Annotated in this window: 16 protein-coding genes and 1 pseudogene; 7 read left to right on the forward strand and 10 right to left on the reverse strand. The window is 71.2% G+C overall.

The genetic code is table 11. From position 1 onward, the window contains the following. Positions 1-23 precede the first annotated feature (23 nt). The 4 genes from ACFVYS_RS12670 to ACFVYS_RS12685 all read right to left on the reverse strand — a co-directional run bounded on the left by ACFVYS_RS12670 (position 24) and on the right by ACFVYS_RS12685 (position 6,450). The gene (locus tag ACFVYS_RS12670) at positions 24-1,214 is read right to left on the reverse strand and encodes a glycosyltransferase (protein ID WP_389501431.1); all 1,191 of its coding nucleotides are present in this window, start codon (positions 1,212-1,214) and stop codon (positions 24-26) included. Next, positions 1,211-2,860: an ArnT family glycosyltransferase gene (locus tag ACFVYS_RS12675; RefSeq protein WP_389501433.1), complete on the reverse strand. Its 1,650-nt coding sequence runs from the start codon at positions 2,858-2,860 to the stop codon at positions 1,211-1,213. The genes ACFVYS_RS12670 and ACFVYS_RS12675 overlap by 4 nt, the downstream gene beginning before the upstream one ends. Beyond that, entirely contained in the window at positions 2,857-4,191 is a 1,335-nt protein-coding gene (locus ACFVYS_RS12680) for a glycosyltransferase (RefSeq protein ID WP_389501435.1), read from the reverse strand. The genes ACFVYS_RS12675 and ACFVYS_RS12680 overlap by 4 nt, the downstream gene beginning before the upstream one ends. A gap of 213 nt (positions 4,192-4,404) precedes the next feature. Further along, positions 4,405-6,450: a thioredoxin domain-containing protein gene (locus ACFVYS_RS12685; RefSeq protein ID WP_389501437.1), complete on the reverse strand. Its 2,046-nt coding sequence runs from the start codon at positions 6,448-6,450 to the stop codon at positions 4,405-4,407. A 157-nt stretch (positions 6,451-6,607) separates the two neighbouring features. On the opposite strand from ACFVYS_RS12685, the gene ACFVYS_RS12690 reads away from it, so the two are divergent. Then, complete coding sequence (locus tag ACFVYS_RS12690; protein ID WP_389501439.1) at positions 6,608-9,808, forward strand: tetratricopeptide repeat protein; 3,201 nt, start codon at positions 6,608-6,610, stop codon at positions 9,806-9,808. A gap of 211 nt (positions 9,809-10,019) precedes the next feature. Here ACFVYS_RS12690 and ACFVYS_RS12695 read toward each other — a convergent pair whose 3' ends face one another. Both ACFVYS_RS12695 and mca read right to left on the reverse strand, forming a co-directional pair. Next, positions 10,020-10,283, reverse strand: a complete 264-nt coding sequence (locus ACFVYS_RS12695) for a hypothetical protein (protein ID WP_389501441.1) — start codon at positions 10,281-10,283, stop codon at positions 10,020-10,022. After that, on the reverse strand, positions 10,276-11,136 hold the full coding sequence (gene mca, locus ACFVYS_RS12700; RefSeq protein WP_389501462.1) for a mycothiol conjugate amidase Mca: 861 nt from the start codon (positions 11,134-11,136) through the stop codon (positions 10,276-10,278). The genes ACFVYS_RS12695 and mca overlap by 8 nt, the downstream gene beginning before the upstream one ends. Positions 11,137-11,261: 125 nt before the next feature. Between mca and ACFVYS_RS12705 the strand changes: the two genes are divergently transcribed. Both ACFVYS_RS12705 and greA read left to right on the forward strand, forming a co-directional pair. Then, positions 11,262-11,663, forward strand: a complete 402-nt coding sequence (locus ACFVYS_RS12705; protein WP_389501442.1) for a DUF4307 domain-containing protein — start codon at positions 11,262-11,264, stop codon at positions 11,661-11,663. 210 nt (positions 11,664-11,873) lie between these two features. Beyond that, the gene (gene greA / locus ACFVYS_RS12710) at positions 11,874-12,374 is read left to right on the forward strand and encodes a transcription elongation factor GreA (protein WP_171399139.1); all 501 of its coding nucleotides are present in this window, start codon (positions 11,874-11,876) and stop codon (positions 12,372-12,374) included. Between the two features lie 77 nt (positions 12,375-12,451). Here the strand turns inward: greA and ACFVYS_RS12715 are convergent, their stop codons facing one another. From ACFVYS_RS12715 to ilvA, 3 genes are all read right to left on the reverse strand, one after another. Beyond that, complete coding sequence (locus ACFVYS_RS12715; protein WP_267018663.1) at positions 12,452-13,315, reverse strand: ABC transporter permease; 864 nt, start codon at positions 13,313-13,315, stop codon at positions 12,452-12,454. Further along, positions 13,312-14,343 carry an ATP-binding cassette domain-containing protein gene (locus tag ACFVYS_RS12720; RefSeq protein ID WP_389501444.1) on the reverse strand — a complete coding sequence of 344 codons (1,032 nt, stop codon included), beginning with the start codon at positions 14,341-14,343 and terminating at the stop codon, positions 13,312-13,314. The genes ACFVYS_RS12715 and ACFVYS_RS12720 overlap by 4 nt, the downstream gene beginning before the upstream one ends. Before the next feature lie 224 nt (positions 14,344-14,567). Continuing rightward, positions 14,568-15,797 (reverse strand): threonine ammonia-lyase, encoded by a 1,230-nt coding sequence (gene ilvA / locus ACFVYS_RS12725; RefSeq protein ID WP_389501446.1) that lies wholly within the window; start codon positions 15,795-15,797, stop codon positions 14,568-14,570. Positions 15,798-15,960: 163 nt separating this feature from the next. Here ilvA and ACFVYS_RS12730 point away from each other — a divergent pair, with 163 nt between their 5' ends. The 3 genes from ACFVYS_RS12730 to ACFVYS_RS12740 all read left to right on the forward strand — a co-directional run bounded on the left by ACFVYS_RS12730 (position 15,961) and on the right by ACFVYS_RS12740 (position 17,356). Then, positions 15,961-16,470, forward strand: coding sequence for a MarR family winged helix-turn-helix transcriptional regulator (locus ACFVYS_RS12730; RefSeq protein ID WP_389501464.1), 510 nt, complete (start codon positions 15,961-15,963; stop codon positions 16,468-16,470). 128 nt (positions 16,471-16,598) lie between these two features. Beyond that, on the forward strand, positions 16,599-17,111 hold the full coding sequence (locus tag ACFVYS_RS12735) for a sigma factor-like helix-turn-helix DNA-binding protein (RefSeq protein ID WP_389501448.1): 513 nt from the start codon (positions 16,599-16,601) through the stop codon (positions 17,109-17,111). Beyond that, positions 17,108-17,356, forward strand: a complete 249-nt coding sequence (locus tag ACFVYS_RS12740; RefSeq protein ID WP_267018667.1) for a hypothetical protein — start codon at positions 17,108-17,110, stop codon at positions 17,354-17,356. Before ACFVYS_RS12735 ends, ACFVYS_RS12740 begins: the two co-directional genes overlap by 4 nt. 64 nt (positions 17,357-17,420) lie before the next feature. On the opposite strand, the gene ACFVYS_RS12745 is transcribed toward ACFVYS_RS12740, so the two are convergent. Beyond that, complete coding sequence (locus ACFVYS_RS12745) at positions 17,421-18,575, reverse strand: cystathionine gamma-synthase (RefSeq protein WP_057603108.1); 1,155 nt, start codon at positions 18,573-18,575, stop codon at positions 17,421-17,423. A gap of 153 nt (positions 18,576-18,728) precedes the next feature. Between ACFVYS_RS12745 and ACFVYS_RS12750 the strand changes: the two are divergent. After that, positions 18,729-19,140, forward strand: a pseudogene (locus tag ACFVYS_RS12750) (hypothetical protein); the annotation flags it as partial.

The raw sequence follows: 19,140 nt of genomic DNA on the forward strand, positions 1-19,140 counted from the left end.
CGCCACCCGTCTACGGCGTCTGTTCACACGGCTCTCCCTGCGGTGCGGCTTCCCCGCGGCCCTCCGCGGGGGAGGTAGACCAGCGCTTCGGTCCCGGCGAAGCGCACGACGAACGTCGTCACCAGCGCCAGCGCGGTCGCGGACAGCGCGCCCATCCCGAACCGGTGCACGAACAGCGCGATCAGCGGGATGCGCAGCACCAGATCGGCGTTGGCGAGCAGCGCGAACCGGCCGACCCTGTCCCACCAGCGGCGATGGGCCCGGCGGTCGCGGAACAGCAGATGCTCGATGAGGACGAAGTTCCAGGCGACGCCGAGCTGGTTGGCGAGGATCTCGGCCGGCACGTAGTGCAGTCCGGCGACGGTGAGGGCCCACAGCCCCAGCAGGTTGGGCAGGAACCCGGTCGCCCCGATCAGCCCGAAGCCGACCATGCGGGCGACCGGCGAGGCGGTGCGCAGCCCGACCAGGTGACGCAGGAAGCGGAAGCCCTCCCGCGCGCTCGACTTGGACTCGCCGGCGAAGCGCTCCTCGAAGACGAACGGCACCTCGCCGACCGCGCGCGGGCGGCTGCGGACGGCGAGTTCGAGAAGGATCTTGTAGCCGAGCGGCTTGAGGACCTCGGCGGTGACCGCGCTGCGCCGGATCGCGAAGAAGCCGCTCATCGGATCGCTGATCCCGCGCAGCTTCCGGGGAAACAGGGACTTGGTGAGCCAGGTCGCCCCGCGGGAGACGGCCACCCGGTAGCTGCCCGCGAGCCCGGCGCGGCTGCCGCCCTTGATGTACCGGGAGGCGACGACGAGCCCGGCGTTCGACCGCTCCCCGGTGGCCACCAACTCCGGTACCAGGGACGGGGGATGCTGGCAGTCGCCGTCCATGACGACGATCCAGTCCGACCCGGCCGCCTTCATCCCCTCGACGACCGCGCCCCCGAGCCCGCCGACCGGTTCCTCCCGGTGCAGCACGGTCACCGGGAAGGGGCAGTCGCGCGCCGCGTCCCGGATGACCTCGGGGGTGTCGTCGGTGGAGTCGTCCACGAAGACGACCTCGCAGGGCAGCCGGGACGGCACCGACTCGGTGATCCGGTGCAGCAGTTGGCGGATGTTCGCCGACTCGTTGAAGGTCGGTACGACGATGGTGACCGCGCCGGGCTCGGCGAGCTGGGCGGCACTCAGATCGGGGACGGGGGCGCTGTACTCGGTGTATTCGTGGCTCATCGGACGCCTCCGGAGTCGGTCTGGATCCGCCGGATCTCGATCCGGTCCTCACCGGAGCCGAAGGTGGCAACCGGCGTCGAGTGTTCGAGGGCCGCCCCGACCTGCGGCAGGTCGCTCGCGTCCCGCCGGACGGTCGGCGAGGCGACGACGTAGTCGATGTCCCGCCAGCCGTTCGGCAGGGTCTTGGTGACGGCGGGGTCGAGGTCGGCCTTGTAGAACCAGATGGCCCCGGGTCCGGGCCGGTAGCCGGCGTGCACCAGGTCCAGCCAGAGCGCGTCGTCGACCAGGACGCGGGTGTCGGCCGGGTCCTCGACCTCGGTGGCCAGCCAGGTGGAGGCGGCCCGGTAGGGGGCGTTGGCGTCGGCGGTGACGGCGGTGCGGTCGCCGTCGTACCAGCGCGGGACGACGTACGCGCCCGCCGCCAGGGCGAGAACGGCCGCGAGGGCGTAGCGGCCGCCGGTCCGCCACCGCGCCTCGTCCGGCCCGCGCCGTCTGCGCAGGACGGCGTGCGCGATGCTCGCGGTGCCGCCTGCGAGGACGAGCGCGAGGAAGGGCAGCGCCTGGATGACGTACATCGCGGGCAGGTAGCCGCTGGGCCGCATCGCGACCACCGCGAGGATCGCGACCGCCAGCGACGGTCCGGCGAGGGCGCGGGCGGTGACCGACCAGCGCCAGGTGAGCAGGAGCAGCAGCGCGCCCGCGAGGCCGCCGAGGATCAGCACCCGGTCGTAGTAGAGCCACGACCGGAGCGCGTCGTAGGACCCCGAGCCCTGGTCGAGGATGAAGCCCGACCCGGGCCTGGTCATCTGGTAGGCGATGCCGTCCCAGAGGGAGACATGACCGCTGCCCGGCAGCAACTCGCCCTTGAGCAGGGCGAAGAGGGGATACGCGAGGCCGATCAGCACACAGGCGGTGACCGCGCCGGTGAGGGCGAACTTACGGGTGTCGCGGTGGCTGTGCCGCCACATGGTGACGAAGACCGCCGGGAGGACGAAGAGCATCGTCTCCTTGGTGAGCACGGCCGTCGCGGCGGCGACGCCCGCCCCGAAGTGGTGCCAGAGGTGGCGGCTCGGCGAGGCGGCCAGGGTGAACGCGACCAGGGTCCACATCACCGCGAGGTTGTCGAGGAAGATCTCCCGCTGGAGGACGACCGAGAGCGGGGAGAGCCCGAACAGGACCATGCCGAGCCCGGCCGCCCATCGGGGCAGGGACAACCGCCGCCCGAGGACGTGGACGAGGACGGCGCTGACCGCGCTGATGACGAGCATCGAGCCCCGCATCGCGCCGACGGTCATCGAGTCGGGGCTGATCAGCTTGGGGATCCAGGTCAGCAGGGCGAGCTGGATCCAGCCGAGGGGCGGGTGGTCGTACCAGTAGGTGTAGTGGGCGAGGCCCCTGCCCTCCTGGACGGCCCAGGCCTGGGCGAGGTAGGTGCCCTCGTCGTCGCTGAGGGTCGGGTAGTCGGCGATGTTCCAGCCCTGCACGACGAGGATCGCCACGAGGAGCACGCCGCACAGGATCAGGTCGGGACGGGACCGGCGCAGCCGCTTCGGCGAAGCCGTTCGGCCGGTCGAACGCGGATCAGGCACAGGCCGGCGCTGCGCGGGGACCGTGCCGGTGGTCACCGCGGGAAGGGTGGAGGTCACGCAGGAACGTCCTCTCGGATCACTGCGGGATCGGAAACGGGTCCGGCTGCGGCCCCGGGTCCGGTAGCGGTCCCGGCTGCGGGTCCGGGAGTGGCGGCGGTCAGATGCGCACCGACGTGTGAGGTCAACTCCCAGTCGTTGCGGCCGCGTTGTTCACGCCAGACGGCGCGCATCGCGGCTCCCGCGAGGAGGACCTGGTAGAAGGGGCCGCCCACGACGAGCTTGAGGTAGTGGACGAGGCGGACGCGCAGGCCGTACTGCTTGCCGAAGTCGTGCAGGCCGACGAGCTCGAAGACGAAGGTGACGAGTGCCGTCACGGCCGGCAGGAAGGTGACGAAGGCGATCCCGACGGGCACGTCGAGGAAAAGCGCGATCGCCACGTTGAGCGGGATGATGACCCCGGAGAACGCCTGGAGAAAGGGCGTCATGAGGGTGTAGCGGGCCAGCAACCGCTGCCCGAACCCGGGGAGTTGCTTCCAGTCCTTCTTCCGGTAGACCTGGAGGAAGCCCTGGTTCCAGCGGGTGCGCTGCTTGAGCAGGGACATGAGCGAGCCCGGGGTCTCCTCCCGGGTCACCATGGCGGAGTCGTAGGCGACGACGACCTTCTTGCCGACGCTGGAGAGGCGGACGCCGAGATCACAGTCCTCGGCCAGGCAGTCCGGGTCCCAGCCGCCGGCCTCCCTGAGGGTGTGCGTCCGCACGAAGACGGTGTTGCCCCCCAACGGGATGAATCCTTTCTGCGCATGCAGATGGAGCCGGGAGCGGAACCAGAAGAAGTACTCCAGGCAGTTGCGCAGGCTGTACCAGCTGGAGTGGAAGTTGATGAGCTGCACCCCGCCCTGCACGACGTCGGCCCCCGTGGTCCGGAAGGCGTGGTCGACATGGGCGAGCAGCTCGGGATGGACCTGGTCCTCGGCGTCGAAGACCCCGACGACATCGCCGCGGCAGTGCGGCAGCGCCGTGTTCATGGCCTTCGGCTTGTTCTTCTTCTCGTGGGTGTCTACGACGACACGGACGCGCCCGTCGCGTTCGGCGGCGCTCTCGGCCACCGCCGTGGTCTCGGGGTCGTCGTGACCCACGATGACGATGATCTCGAAGTCGGTGTGGCCGGATTCCAGCAGGCGCTGGATGGTGTGGTCCAGCACGGCTTGTTCGTGCCGTGCCGGAAGCAGCAGCGAGAAGGAGACGTGTTCGTCGCCGTCCGGGCTGCTGAACCGGGTGGAGGCGAGCACTTCGGGCGTACGCCACGCGTGCATCTGCCACCACAAGGTGAACGCCGCCATCCAGAACAAGGCCAGTGAGACGGCAGCGATGAAGACAGACGTGAGCAAGCAGATCCCCCCAGATCCCAGAGCCCCCTGTCGCGACGGCGTGTCACATCCGTCGCGGCACTGTGGAGAGACTAGGAGGACTCTGTGAAGTCCGGGAACTCTTCCGATAAATAGATTGTTTCGGAACTCTGCCGCTCGTAACCCGATTTATCCGAACAGGTGCTCAGCTTTCCCTTCGGGATCGAGGGCGCTGTGCAGCTGTTTCCGGCCGTTTCAGCCGCTCACCACGGTGGTCAACGCCGTGCGCAGTCGCTCCGGGTCGGCGGTCGGCGCGTCACAGGTGAAGTTACGGCAGACGTACGCGGTCGGTTCACCTTCGATCAGCGGGCGGTCGGCGAGCAACGGGAACTCGTCGCTCCCCGTCGTGCCGAACGCGACGACGGCCCCCGGGGCGGTGCCCAGAAGCGCCGTACGGTGCAACGCCACTGAGGCGGGGTCGGTCTTCCGGGGCACGACCACGGCGACCTCGCGCGGCCCGTCGAGCAGCGCCTCGGCGGCGGCGAGCCCCCATCCGATGAACCGCGGCACCCGCGGCCCGAGCGCCTTCACGACGCCCAACGCCCGCTCCGCGGCGGTGCGGTGGGGCTCCGAGCCGGTATGGGCGGCGTAGCTCAGCAGCGCGCCTGCGGCAGCGGTCCAGCCGGAGGGCACCGCGTTGTCGGTCGGATCCTGCGGACGCCGGATGAGCCGCTCGGCGTCGGCCGCGGTGTCGTACAGCGCACCGGACCCGGGGTCGACGAACCGGACGAGGACGTGATCGAGCAGGAATCCGGCGAACTCCAGCCAGACGCCTTCCCCGGTGACGGAGGCGAGGGCGAGGAACCCCTCGGCCACGTCGGCGTAGTCCTCCAGGACCCCCGCGTTGGCCCCGGCCTGTCCGTCCTTGCTGGTACGGGCGATACGGGCTTGCTCGTCGAGATGCAGCCGGACGAGGAGATCGGCGGCCCCGACCGCGGCCTCGACGAGATCCGGCCGGTCGAAGTAGGCGCCGGTCTCGGCGAGCGCGGCGATCGCGAGCCCGTTCCAGGCGGCCACCACCTTGTCGTCCCGGCCCGGCGCGGGCCGTCCACCCCGCTCACGCAGCAGCCGCCCCTTGATCCCGGCGATCCGCTCCGCGTCGAAGACCTCGTCCTGCTGCGGGAGCTGGAGGACGGAGGAGCCGTGCTCGAAGGTGCCCTCTTCGGTGACGCCGAAGTAGCGGGCGGCGAGCTCGGCGTCCTGCGGCCCGAGCACCTCGGTGAGCTGCTCGGGCGTCCAGACGTAGTACACGCCCTCGACGTGCTTCCCGCTCCCGTCGTCGCTGTCGGCGTCGAGCGCGGAGGCGAACCCGCCCTGCTCGGTGCGCAGTTCGCGCACCATGAAGTCGGCCGTCTCGAGGGCGACCCGCCGGGCCAGCTCGCTGCCGGTGGCCCGCCAGAGATGGGCGTAGACCCGGCACAGCAGGGCGTTGTCGTACAGCATCTTCTCGAAGTGCGGCACAACCCAGTCACGGTCGACGGAGTACCGGGCGAAGCCGCCGCCGAGCTGGTCGTAGATCCCGCCCCTGGCCATCCGTTCGCAGGTGTCCCGGGCCATCTGGAGAGCGCCCTCGGCGCCGGTCCGCGCATGGTGGCGCAGCAGGAACTCGATCACCATCGACGGCGGGAACTTCGGCGCGCCGGCGAACCCGCCCCGCTGCGGGTCGTACTCCCGGGTCAGCCCCAGCAGCGCCTGCGACAGCTGCTGCTCTCCGGGGGCCAGGCCGTCCCCGTAGGAGATCTCCCGGCCCGCCAGATCCCGGACGATCTTCCCGGCGACCTCGGCCACCTCGTCCCGCCGCTCGGTCCAGGCCTGCCGCACCCCCTCCAGCACCTGCCGGAAGGAGGGCATGCCCTGCCGGGGCGCGGGCGGGAAGTAGGTCCCGAAGTAGAAGGGCTCGGCGTCGGGTGTCAGGAACACGGTCATCGGCCAGCCGCCCTGGCCGGTGGCCGCCTGCACGGCCTCCATGTAGACGGCGTCCACGTCGGGACGCTCTTCCCGGTCGACCTTGACGCTGACGAAGTGCTCGTTGAGGTGGTCGGCGGTCGCCTGGTCCTCGAAGGACTCGTGCGCCATCACATGGCACCAGTGGCAGCTCGAATACCCGACACTCAGCAGCACCGGCACGCCCCGCCTGCGCGCCTCCTCGAAGGCCTCCGCCGACCAGGGCCACCAGTCGACGGGGTTGTCGGCGTGCTGGAGGAGGTACGGAGACGTCTCATGGGCCAGTCGGTTCGGCATGGGGTCCATCCTGCCGCAGTACCCCGCTCGGCAGACGTCAGGCGCCCCCGGGCGATCACCGCCCCGGCGACCCGGGGCCCTTCGCCCCCTCGCTTCGCGGAGCCGCCCACCGCACACTTGACCAAGGAAATCTGTGACCTCCGGAGGGGGACGGTACATGCGGGACGGCCATAGGGCGGAAGCCGAGCGGTTGTTGGCGCGGGCCGTGGAGGAGGAAGTACGGCGGTCCGGCGGGCGCAGCGACCGGCAGGTGCTGATGACGCGGGCGCGCGGCGCGCTGGACGCCATGGCGCAGACGGCCGCCGAGGAGTACGAGGCCTACGCGCGCGCCCTGGAAGAGACGGAATCCCGCCAGGTCAGCTTCGGACAGCGGTACGCGCGGGAGGGCGGGCGGACTCCCCTGCTGGTGGCGGGTGTTGCCGCCGTCACGACGGCGGTCGCCGATCTCGCGCTGGGCACCGGGCCGGGCACGGCGCTCGGCGCCGGAGTGGCCGTCGGCGTCGTCGGCGCCGCGGCGACCGTCGTGAAGGTGGCCGGCTCCCATCTGCCGGCCGCGCATCACCGGGCCGGCGAGGCGGGGCAGCCCGGCGGCGCCGAGCAACTGCGGCTGCAATGGCTCACCGCGCTGGAGGTGCGGGGCATCCGGCCGTTCCTGGATCAGCAGCGGATGCTGAGCGCGACGACCGGCCCGAAGAAGGCGCCGGGACCGCAGCTGCGCGGCACCGACAAGAGTGCGGCGGCCCGCGGCCGGACCGTGCTGGCCCAGTCGTTCGCCCAACTACCGGACATCGCGAGCCCGTTCGCCGGACGCCGGACCGAACTCGGGCAGCTCCGGCAGTGGGTGCAGGCGGCGCGCGCCAGCACGCAGACACGGCCGACGGTGGTCGTGCTGCACGGACCCCCCGGCAGTGGCCGCACCACCCTCGCGGTGCGGGCCGCGCACGATCTGCGCGACCAGTTCCGCGGCGCCTGCGTGGTGGACCTGCGCGGCCACAGCGCGCAGGAGGATCCCCTGCCCACCCGGGACGCCCTGCTGCACCTGCTGAACCGGCTCGGCGCGCCCCGCGAGCAGCTCCTCTTCCGTGAGCGCTCCTCCGCGGACCAGCAGGTCAAACGGCTCGCCGAGCTGTACCAGCAGCACTTGACCGGCCTGCCGGTCACGGTGATCCTGGACGACGCCTCGGACCCCGAACAGGTCCTCGCGCTCGTGCCGGAACGTTCCGACAGCCTGGTCCTGGTCACCGCCCGCTCCCCGCTGGGAATGCCGGCCGAACTGTCCGCCTGGGTGCACGAACTGGCGGTGCGGCCCCTGGACGCGGCGGGCGCGGAGGAACTGCTGGGCGCGGCCGCCCAGGACGCATCCGGCCCGTACGACGCCGAATCCGCCGACCGCATACGGGAGTTGTGCGGCGGGCTGCCGTTGGCGCTGCGCGTCGTGGGCTCCTCCCTCGGCCCGCGCTCGCCGCGCGCGCTGGCGGCGGACCTGGGGGTGTACGGACCGGTGGAGCCGGTCGAGCGCGCCCTGTGGCTGCGCTACACCGACCAGCCGGACGTCACCCGCAGACTGCTGCGCCGGCTGGCCCTGGCCGGACGGGCCTCGCTCGGGACGGCCGCGGCGGCCGCGCTCCTCGCCACGGACCGTGCGGAGGCGACCCGCCATCTCACGGCCCTCGCCGACGCCGGCCTGGTCGACCACGTCCGCGGCGACCGCTACCGCCTGCACGACCTGGTCCGCGCCTTCGCCCAGGCCCGGCTCCTCGACGAGGAGGAGCAGAACGAGCGCTCGGCGGCCCAGGAACGCCTGATCGTCAGCTACGCCGAGCTCGCCGACTCCGTGCTGCGACTGGTCGACGGCAACATGTCGACCCGCTCCGACCGCTTCACCCCGCACGGCTTCACCTCCCTGGACGAGGCGCTGCGCTGGCTGGACGACGAGTCCAGCTTCATCACGGCGACGCTGCGGCACGCGGAGGGCGTGGACCAGAACGCCGTACTGAGCCTGCTGGGCGCCCTGTGCGACTACTGCCTGCTGCGCGGCGACCTCTACCGGCTCGGTGAGATCAGCGAGCTGGCGCAGTCGGTCGGCCAGGACCTGCTGGTGCGGTCGGTGCAGTGGCGTACCGGTATCGCGGCCCGTCAACTGGGCGAGCTGGACAAGGCCCGTACGACGCTCAGCTCGGTCGTCGACCTCTATCTCCAGGCCCATCACGACGCGGGGGCGGCACGCGCCCTGTGCTCGCTGGGCATCACCCTGCACCACCAGGGCCAGCTGACGGAGGCGGCGGCGAAGCTGCGGGAGGCGATGGACCTGCAGGCCGCGCCCGAGCTGGCCACGGACCGGGCCTGGACGATGCACGCGCTGGCGGCGGTCGAGCGGGACAGGGGGCATCTCGCCGAGGCCCTCGACCTGCTCACCCGCTCCCTGGTCCTGCACCGCGAGGGCGGCTCCGTGCACGGCGAGGCGTGGGCGCACTTCCAGCTGGGCCAGCTGAACCTGCGCCGCGGCGACGTCCCGCGGGCCGAGGCCGATCTGCGCGAGGCCCTCGATCTGTACGGCCGCACCCGCGACGCCCGCGGCGAGGCCTGGGCCCTGACCCAGTTGGCCCGGGCCCGGCTCATCGCCGGGGACCCGGACCCGGCGGCGGAGGACCTGCGCCGGGCGTCGGCACGGCACCGGGACAACGAGGACGCGCGCGGTGAGGCCTGGACGGTCTACTACCTGGGCCTGGCCCTGGAGGAGACGGGTGACCTGGACCACGCCGTCCGCGAGCTGGAACGTTCCCGCTCCCTCTTCTCCCGTATGCGTGACGTCTACGGCCTGGCCTGTGCCCGTCACCACTCGGCCCGGGTGACCCGGGACCAGCGCGCCGCCCAGACCGGTTCGCTGCGCAACTCGGGCTTCGCCCGGCAGCTCCTGGTCGACGCGCGCGCCGACTTCCAGCGCATCGGCGTCGCCCACGGCGAGGCCTGGACCTGCCTGGAGCTCGCGATCGTCGACGCGGGGAACGCCCGTACGCAGGCGGCCCTGGCCCTGTGCGACGAGGCGGCCGGCCTGTTCGCGTCGTACGGCGACCGGCGCGGCGAGGACTGGGCCCGTTTCCTGCGCTGCAGTCTGCTGCCCTACGCGGCCCCGGGCGGGGTCGAGGTCGGCACGGCGGTGGCCCAGGAGGAACTGGCCCAGCTGGTCCGCACCCACCACCCGCTGCGCGACACCCGACTGACCGAGTGCCTGGAGGCCTACGGGCTCCTCCTTGAGCGAGGCATCCGCCTGGAATCCGGCTGGCAGGCCTGGCGCCTCGGCCTGGTACCGAACAGACACGGCCGGGAGGTCATGGGCGTCGCAGTCGGCGACGAGTAGCCGCCCCGAACGGGGGCGAGCCGCGCCCTGGGGCGAAACGGGCGCCGGGCGGGCGCCGGGGCGAGGCTCGTCCTGGGGCGAACCGTGCGCCGGGACAAGGCGAACCCCCGGGAAGGGCGAGCGCCGAGAGGGGCAGGCCCCGGGGCGCGGGCGCCGGGATGAGGCGGTCAGGCCGCATCCCTGCGCCACGCACCCTCGCGGCGCGCTCGCCTCACGACGTCGAGGAGGGCTTCCCCGTGGCGGTCGTCTTCGCCGTGCCGGCGGCGGGCGCCTGCTCCGGGTCCGCCGGCTCCTTGAAGTCGACCTTGCCCATGTGCTTGCTCATGGACTTCATCAGGCCCCACACCGCCACGGCCATCGCCGCGAAGACGATGAAGCCGAGGACGCCGGGGGTGACCTTGTTCTCGTCGACCTCCTTGGCGAGGGGGACGAGGTGCGTCATTGCCAGGCTCACGCTTGCGCTCATATCAGGCATTGTCGCGGATGCCCGCAAAGAGGTCGTCCTCGGGGAGGGAGGTATCGACGCGGGACTTCGCGAGCTCGTACTCCTCCGTGGGCCAGACCTCCTTCTGGATCTCCATCGGCACCCGGAACCAGCCGCCGTCGGGGTCGATCTGCGTGGCGTGCGCGATCAGCGCCTTGTCGCGGATCTCGTAGAAGTCGGCGCACGGAACGTGCGTGGTGAGCGTGCGCTCCTTCTGGCCGAACTCGTCCCAGCGCTTGAGCCACTCCCCGTAGGGCGACTCCAGACCGCGGTCGAGCATCGCGTGGTGCAGCGCCTCGGTGCGGGGACGGTTGAAGCCCTGGTTGTAGTACAGCTTCGACGGCCGGTACACGGGACCGAACTCGGCCTCGGGGTACTTCGCGGCGTCGTCCGCGCCCTCGAACGCCACCATCGAGATCTTGTGGGTCATGATGTGGTCGGGGTGCGGGTAGCCGCCGTTCTCGTCGTAGGTGGTGATCACCTGGGGACGGAAGGTGCGGATCTGCTTCACCAGTTCGCCGGCCGCCTTGTCGACGTCCTCCAGGGCGAAGCAGCCGTCGGGCAGCGGCGGCAGCGGGTCGCCCTCGGGCAGGCCCGAGTCGATGAAGCCGAGCCACTCCTGCTTGATGCCGAGGATCTCGCGAGCCTCGTCCATCTCCTTCTTGCGTACCTCGTGGATGTGCTCCTCGATGTACTTGTCGCCCTGAAGCTTGGGATTGAGGATGGAGCCGCGCTCCCCGCCCGTGCAGGTCACCACCAGCACGTCCACCCCCTCGGACACGTACTTCGCCATGGTGGCCGCGCCCTTGCTCGACTCGTCGTCGGGGTGCGCGTGAACGGCCATCAGTCGCAGCTGGTCAGTCAAGACTCAATCCTCGGTAAGTCGGCGCCCGGTGTGAACCGGCGCGATCGCAGGCTTCTATAGTGACCGAATCGGGAGGCGAATAATTCCGTGCCGGGAGGACGATCATGAGTACGGCGAGCACGCGACTCCCCGAGGGCCGCTATGGCCGTTCCTCGGACGAGCGGGCCGACCGCAAGCTCAGGATCACCGGCGCCGTACTGGGCGCGTTCCTGCTCGCCCTGGTCGGTTACTTCGCCTACCACTACGTCGGCCAGAACAAGATCAGCGCCGAGGTGATCACCTTCAAGGCGACCTCGGACGAGGCGGTGCGGCTCCACCTGGAGGTCCGCAAGGACTCGGGCGCGAGCGGCTACTGCACGGTGCGTTCGCAGGCGGCCAACGGCGCCGAGGTGGGCCGGGCGGACTTCCGCTTCGCCGGCTCGGACACGCGCATCGACAGGACGGTCACGCTGCGTACGACGGCCAAGGGCACGACGGCGGAGCTGCTCGGCTGCCACGCCGACTGACGCCGACCGGCACAAGCTGACGCCGGGCCGCCCGGGCGAGCCGCATCCTCCGCAATACGTACACGCTGACCTGCGTCGACGTAATTCTGATGGCTTATGTCCTCCCCCTACGGCCACTGAATTGTTAGGCTCGTGGTTTCGCCCATCGCCTGAGGAACATGCTTTTGACAGGGCGATGCTTTGTATTCCCAGTACCGACGAGGAGCACCTGTGACCCAGACCAGCGAGTCCGTCACCTGGCTGACCCAGGAGGCGTACAACAAGCTCAAGGTCGAGCTTGAGTACCTGACTGGTCCTGCGCGCACGGAGATCGCCGCCAAGATCGCGGCCGCGCGCGAGGAGGGGGACCTGCGTGAGAACGGTGGGTACCACGCGGCCAAGGAGGAGCAGGGCAAGCAGGAGCTCCGTGTGCGCCAGCTGACCCAGCTTCTCGACAACGCCAAGGTCGGCGAGACCCCGGCTTCCGCCGACGGCGCGGTGGCGCCCGGCATGGTCGTGACGATCGCCTTCGACGGTGACGAGGACGACACCATGACGTTCCTGCTCGCCTCGCGCGAGTACGCGAGCTCGGACATCGAGACCTACTCGCCGCAGTCCCCGCTCGGCACCGGCGTGATCGGCCACAAGGTCGGCGAGAACGCGGAGTACGAGCTGCCCAACGGCAAGAAGGCCTCCGTGCGCATTCTCAAGGCCGAGGCCTACAGCGGCTGACCGACCCCTGTCCGTCGCCCCGCTGTGACCGGCCCCCGGCGCCCACGCCGCCGGGGGCTTCGTCATGTCCGGAACACTCAGGCCGTCGCCGAGCGGTACTTGCGGACCGCCAGCGTCCGGAAGATCACGACGATCAGCACCGAGTAGATCAGCGAGGCCCAGACCGGGTGCTGCATGGGCCAGGCGTCGGACGCGGACTGGCCCGGGTTGGCGAAGAGCACCCGGCAGGCCTGGACGGTGGCACTGAACGGGTTCCACTCGGCGATGTGACGCAGCCACGGCGTCATGTTGCTGGTGTCCACGAACGCGTTGGAGATGAAGGTGACCGGGAAGAGCCAGATCAGTCCGCCGGAGGTGGCCGCCTCGGGGGTGCGGACGCTCAGGCCGATCAGGGCGCCGATCCAGGTGAAGGCGTAGCCGAGCAGGAGCAGCAGCCCGAAGGCGGCCAGCACCCGGGCGGCGTCGGTGTCGCCGTCGGAGCCGACCCGCCAGCCGACCAGGAGGGCGACCACCGCCAGGACCAGCAGGGTGAGCGCGGTCTGCACGAGGTCGGCGAGGGTGCGGCCGGTGAGCACCGCGCCCCGCGCCATGGGCAGGGACCGGAAGCGGTCGATGAGGCCCTTGTGCATGTCGTCGGCGATGCCCGCGCCGGCTCCGGCGGTGGCGAAGGTGACGGTCTGCGCGAAGATGCCCGCCATCAGGAAGTTCGTGTAGTCGGTGGCGCTGGTGCTGCCGCCGATCTGCATGGACCCGCCGAACACGTAGGTGAACAGCACCACGAACATGATCGGCTGGATGAGCCCGAAGATGACCATCTCCGGGATGCGGGACATCCGGATCAGGTTGCGCTTCGCGATGACCAGTGAGTCGCGGACGGACTGTCCCAGCGGATGGGCGGGCTTGGGCGCCGCGCCGCGCACGGCGTCGGTGACGGCACTCATTTGACGGTCTCCCTCTCGCTCTGGCCGCTCTGGCCGCTCTTACCGCGCGGGGCGTCCCGTCGGTCCTCTTCGCTCTCCTCGGCCGCCGTCTCGGCGACGTGTCCCGTCAGGGACAGGAAGACGTCGTCAAGGGTGGGGCGGCGCAGGCCGATGTCGTCGATCTCGATGCCGCGGCTGTCGAGCTCACGGATGACCTCGGCGAGGAGCTTGGCGCCGCCGGCGACGGGCACGGTGAGCTTGCGGGTGTGCTGCTCGACGCTGGTCTCGCCCTTGCCGAAGCCGGCCAGTACCTCCGCGGCCGTGGCGATGTGTTCACGGTCGTGCACCACGACCTCCACGCGCTCTCCGCCGGTGCGGGCCTTCAGCTGGTCGGAGGTGCCGCGGGCGATCACCCGGCCGTGGTCGACGACCGCGATGTCGTGCGCGAGGTGGTCGGCCTCTTCGAGGTACTGCGTGGTGAGCAGCAGTGTCGTACCGCCGGAGACGAGGCGTTTGATCACCTCCCACAGCATCTGGCGGTTGCGGGGGTCGAGGCCGGTCGTCGGCTCGTCCATGAACATCACGGGCGGTGAGACGACCAGTGCCGCGGCCAGGTCGAGGCGGCGGCGCATGCCTCCGGAGTAGGTCTTGGCCGTGCGGTCGGCGGCTTCCGCGAGGCCGAACTGGTCGAGCAGCTCGGCGGCCCGCGCCTTCGCCGCGCCCGCCTTCATCTGGTAGAGCATGCCGACCATCTGGAGGTTCTCGCGGCCCGTGAGGTATTCGTCGACGGCGGCGAACTGGCCGGACAGACCGATGGAGCGGCGGACCTCGTTGGGGTGCTTGAGCACGTCGAGGCCGGCGACCATGGCCCGGCCGCGGTCGGGGCGCAGGAGCGTGGTCAGACAGCGGACCGTGGTGGTCTTGCCCGCTCCGTTCGGCCCGAGCAGGCCCAGAACCGTGCCCTCCGGGACGTCCAGGTCCACGCCGTCCAGAGCCTTTACGTCGCCGAAGGTCTTCACCAGGCCTTCGGCATAGATGGCACCTGGCATAACAGTCTCCACGTCATTGAGGATTCTTCGGAAAGCCTAGGTTTGTACTTTTTGTTCCGCCCGACGAGAGGTGGGGGAGCGGCATGAGACACACCATAACGCGATGTATCGCGTCTCACAACGGTCTTCCTCGAACGGGTGACGAAAGGACTCGAAGCGGGCTCCGAGAGGGCTCGGAGCAGGTTCCGAGAGGGCTCCGACCTCGGTCGACACCCCTGTCGGCGTCAGTCGATGACGGTGTAACCGGCCTCGCGCAGGGCTCGGCCGACCTCGGCGCAGTGCTCCGGCCCCTTCGTCTCCAGGTGCAGCTCGACCTCCGCCTCGGTCAGCCCGAGCCGGGGGTCGGTCCGCAGATGGCTCACGTCCAAGACGTTAGCGTCGACCACTGACAACGCCCCCAGAAGCGTGGCGAGGGCACCCGGCCGGTCCGTCAGCCGCAGGCGTACGGCCAGGTAGCGGCCCTGCGCCGCCATGCCGTGCCGCAGGACGCGCTCCATCAGCACCGGGTCGACGTTGCCGCCGGACAGCACCGCGACGACCGGGCCCTCGAAGGCGCCGGGCGCGCTGAGCAGCGCGGCCACCGGACTCGCCCCGGCCGGCTCGACGACCAGCTTGGCCCGCTCCAGGCACAGCAGCAGCGCCGCGGCCAGCTCGTCCTCCGTCACCGTGCGCACCTCGTCCACCAGGTCGCCGACGATGGAGAACGGCACGTCACCGGGCCGGCCGACCTTGATGCCGTCGGCCATCGTCGCCGGGGTGCGGAGCGACACCGGCCGCCCGGCCGCCAGCGAGGGCGGGTACGCCGCGGCCCCGGCCGCCTGCACCCCGACGATCCGCACGTCCGGCCGCAGCGCCTTCACCGCGACCGCGATGCCCGCCGCCAGCCCGCCGCCGCCGATCCCGACGACGATCGTGCGCACCTCCGGGCACTGCTCCAGGATCTCCAGGCCGACCGTGCCCTGACCCGCGATGATGTCGGGGTGGTCGAAGGGGTGGATGAACACCGCACCCGTCTCGGCCGCGTACTCCTGCGCCGCGGCCAGCGTCTCGTCGACCACCTGACCGTGCAGGCGCACCTCGGCGCCGTACTCGCGGGTGGCGCTGATCTTCGGCAGCGGAGCGCCCTGGGGCATGAACACCGTGGAGCGCACGCCCAGCACCGTCGAGGCCAGCGCCACGCCCTGCGCGTGGTTGCCCGCGCTCGCCGCGACCACCCCGGCGGCCCGCTCCTCCGGCAGCAGCCCGGCGATCCGGACGTACGCGCCGCGCAGCTTGAACGATCCCGTCCGCTGGAGGTTCTCGCACTTGAAGTGCACCGGCGCCCCGACCAGCTGCGACAGGTGCCTGCTGCCCTCCATCGCGGTCGTCCGCGCCACGCCCGACAGCATCTTCTGGGCCCCGCGCACATCGTCGAGGGTGACGGGACGCAAGGAGTCAGCCGTGCGGTAGCTCATGACTCCAGCATCGCAGTTCACAGGCGGCCACGACCTCTGTGACCAACCTCCGAGACCGGTTTCCGCAGCGTCGGTACGACCCGCCTTCCAGCCGCGTACTCTGTCCCCCATTCCAGCAGCCCCTTCATGAAGTGAGCCCCCGGCCATGCCCACAACACCTGAAATGTCGATGGACATGACGACCGTCGGTGACACCGGTCTTCTCGACACCTTGCAGCACGAGGTCGCGGTGTTCGCCCGCCGTGCCGAACAGACCCGGCTCGGCGGCGTCGGGCAGGTGCGCAACTCCATGGACCGCGCCGCGTACCTGCTGCTCAACCGCCTCGACAAGGAAGGCCCGATGGGCGTCAAGGCACTCGCCGCGAGCATGGGCATCGACTCGTCCACCGTCACCCGGCAGGTGGCTCCGCTCGTCGACACCGGCCTGGTCAAGCGGACCTCGCACCCCGAGGACGGCCGGGCCGTGGTGCTCCAGCTGTCCCCGCGCGGGCAGTCGCGGCTGGAGGAAGTGCGTTCGTCCCGGCGTCAGTTGATGGCCGAGTTGACGGAAGACTGGGCGCCGGAGGAGCGCGAGACGTTCTGCGATCTCCTCACCCGCTTCAACACCGCGCTGTCCTCCCGGATGGCGGCCCAGGGCGTACCGGGGGCGGAACCGTCGTCGGCCGCTTCCTGATCGCACGCGCGCGTGCGGCGACTTTCCGGCGGCCGTGCGCGGCTCTTGACCGAAAGCCCACCCCTGGCCTCATATGAGACCGGGGCATATGGCCCTCCAGGGGGACGCCGTCAGGCGGGAGGCTCGGTGTGCGAGAGCGGCGTACGGCCCAGGAAGCCCGCCGGGCACGGGAGTTCGAAGCGTTCGTCGCCGGAGCGGGCGGGCGGTTGCTGCACGCCGCCACACTGCTCACGGCGGAGGCCCCGGCCGACAACCCGCGCGCGCGGCGCCTGCTGACACTCGCCCTCGCGCACACGTACGCGTGCTGGGACCGGCTGCACGGCGAGGACCCTTACAACCGGGCCCGCGAGTATCTGGCCACCCGCTTCGCCCACGGAGCCTGGCACCGGTACGCCGCTCTGCCCCTCGGTCGCGGCCGACCGTTCACCGCCGTCGGTCCGCTGGCCCGGCTCACCGCCCAGGAGCGCCTCGTCCTGGTCCTGAGGCTCTACGAGGGGGTCGCCGAAGAACAGGTGGCCGCCCTGCTCGGCCTGCCGGTGGAACGGATCCGCACGGTCTGCGACCGGGCGACGGCGAACCTTCTGCATCCCCCTCGGGGCCCGGCGCCCGTGGTGCACCGGGCGAAGGCGGCGGCGTCGTGAACCGGCCCGAGCGGGAGGCCGCCGTACGGCAGCTCATGGAGCGGACCGCGCCGCACGTGCCGACGGAGCTCCACGCGGACGTCGTACGCCGGGGCGGCCGCATACTGCGCCGCCGGACGCTCGCCCGGCGGCTGCTGTGGCTGCTGCTGCTCGCGGCCACGCTGGCGTTCACGGTCTGGGCGGTGGTGGCCCAGCCGTGGGTGGAGCCGCCGTCGCAGACGACTCCACCACTGACCGGCTGGTGACCCAGAAGGCCGGCTGGTGACCCAGAAGGCCGGCTGGTGACCCTGACGGCCGGCAGCAGGCTGTCTAGCCGAGAGCCTGCTGCAGGTCGGCGAGGAGGTCGTCGATGTTCTCGATGCCGACGGAGAGCCGGACGAGATCGCCGGGAACCTCCAGCGCCGAGCCGACCACGGACGCGTGCGTCATGCGCCCCGGGTGCTCGATCAGGGACTCGACGCCGCCCAGCGACTCGCCGAGGGTGAACACCTTGGCTCGGTTGCACACCTCGACGGCCGCCTCCTCGCCACCGGCGACCTGGAAGGAGACCATGCCGCCGAACGCCCGCATCTGCTTGGCCGCGACCTCGTGACCGGGGTGGTCCGGCAGCCCCGGGTACAGCACGTTCGTCACGCGCGCGTGCCGGGTCAGCATGTCGGCGACCTTGGTGGCGTTCTCGCTGTGCCGGTCCATGCGCACCGACAGCGTCTTGGCGCCACGCAGCACCAGCCAGGAGTCGAAGGGGCCGGCGACCGCGCCCATCGCGTTCTGGTGGTACGCCAGCTCCTCGCCCAGCTCCGCGTCACCGGTGACCAGCGCGCCGCCGACGACGTCCGAGTGACCGCCCATGTACTTGGTCAGGGAGTGCACCACGACGTCCGCGCCGAGCGCCAGGGGCTGCTGAAGGTACGGCGTGGCGAAGGTGTTGTCGACGACGAGACGGGCGCCCGCCTCCCGGGCGACCTGGGCGACGGCGGCGATGTCGGTGATGCCGAGGAGCGGGTTGGACGGGGTCTCCACCCACACTGCCTTGGTCTTCGGGGTGATCGCGGCCCGCACCGCGGCGGCGTCGCCGGTGTCGGCGACCGACCACTCCACACCCCAGCGGGCGACGACCTTCGCGAAGAGCCGGAACGTGCCGCCGTAGGCGTCGTTCGGGATCACCACGTGGTCACCGGGGCTGAGCAGCGTACGCAACAGGCAGTCCTCGGCCGCCAGTCCGGAAGCGAACGCGAGACCTCGGCGGCCGCCTTCGAGGGCGGCGAGGTTCTCCTCCAGGGCGGTCCTGGTCGGGTTGGCGCTGCGGCTGTACTCGTAGCCGCCGCGCAGACCGCCGACGCCGTCCTGCTTGTAGGTCGAGACCTGGTAGATCGGCGGGACCACCGCGCCGGTGAGGGGATCGGCGGTGTTGCCCGCGTGGATCGCGAGGGTCTCGAAGTGCTGACTGATGTGCCTGTCGCTCATGAGGACCGAGCGTAGTCCGCTCGCGGGCCTGCTGCGGGACGGCGGTAGCGCGGGGACGGGGCCGGACGACGGCGGACGGCCCTCCGTCGACGTTTTTCCACAGGTGTGGGGACGGGTTGGCCAATTGTCGGCGCGGTCTGGTTCGCTTGAGACATGGAGATTCTGTTCGTCCTGATGGCGCTGCTCATGATCAGCTTCGTGTTGCTGCCGTTCCTGCGGCGCAGGCGCGGCATGGTCGAGCAGGTCCCGGCGGGCCACCCGGACGCCGCGGACCCCGAAACCTACGGGTTCGTGCGCACGGAGGAACTGGACATCCGGATGCCCGGCCCCGACCAGGACCTGCTGGACGTCCTGGACGTGGTGCAGCACACCCAGGACTACCGGGCCGCGCAGCAGCTGCTGGCCGGCACGGAGAAGGAGGGCGAGCTGCGCTGGCAGCGCGTGCAGGCCTTCGCGGGCGCGGCCGCGCTGGAGCTCCAGCAGCGGCCGGGCGGCGTCAGCGAGACGCCCGGCGGGCAGTGGCTGCGAGTGTGGCGCACGGAGGCGCCGAAGGACGCGGGCGGCG

The sequence above is a fragment of the Streptomyces sp. NPDC058295 genome, assembly GCF_042880655.1.
GTDB lineage: Bacteria > Actinomycetota > Actinomycetes > Streptomycetales > Streptomycetaceae > Streptomyces > Streptomyces coriariae.

Coding starts and splice junctions, on each gene's coding strand:
- ACFVYS_RS12670 (WP_389501431.1), bottom strand. CDS start 1,214: ATGAGCCACGAATACACCGAGTACAGCGCCCCCGTCCCCGATCTGAGT.
- ACFVYS_RS12685 (WP_389501437.1), bottom strand. CDS start 6,450: ATGCCGAACCGACTGGCCCATGAGACGTCTCCGTACCTCCTCCAGCAC.
- ACFVYS_RS12690 (WP_389501439.1), top strand. CDS start 6,608: ATGCGGGACGGCCATAGGGCGGAAGCCGAGCGGTTGTTGGCGCGGGCC.
- ACFVYS_RS12695 (WP_389501441.1), bottom strand. CDS start 10,283: ATGCCTGATATGAGCGCAAGCGTGAGCCTGGCAATGACGCACCTCGTC.
- mca (WP_389501462.1), bottom strand. CDS start 11,136: ATGGCCGTTCACGCGCACCCCGACGACGAGTCGAGCAAGGGCGCGGCC.
- ACFVYS_RS12705 (WP_389501442.1), top strand. CDS start 11,262: ATGAGTACGGCGAGCACGCGACTCCCCGAGGGCCGCTATGGCCGTTCC.
- ACFVYS_RS12715 (WP_267018663.1), bottom strand. CDS start 13,315: ATGAGTGCCGTCACCGACGCCGTGCGCGGCGCGGCGCCCAAGCCCGCC.
- ACFVYS_RS12720 (WP_389501444.1), bottom strand. CDS start 14,343: ATGCCAGGTGCCATCTATGCCGAAGGCCTGGTGAAGACCTTCGGCGAC.
- ilvA (WP_389501446.1), bottom strand. CDS start 15,797: ATGAGCTACCGCACGGCTGACTCCTTGCGTCCCGTCACCCTCGACGAT.
- ACFVYS_RS12730 (WP_389501464.1), top strand. CDS start 15,961: ATGTCGATGGACATGACGACCGTCGGTGACACCGGTCTTCTCGACACC.
- ACFVYS_RS12745 (WP_057603108.1), bottom strand. CDS start 18,575: ATGAGCGACAGGCACATCAGTCAGCACTTCGAGACCCTCGCGATCCAC.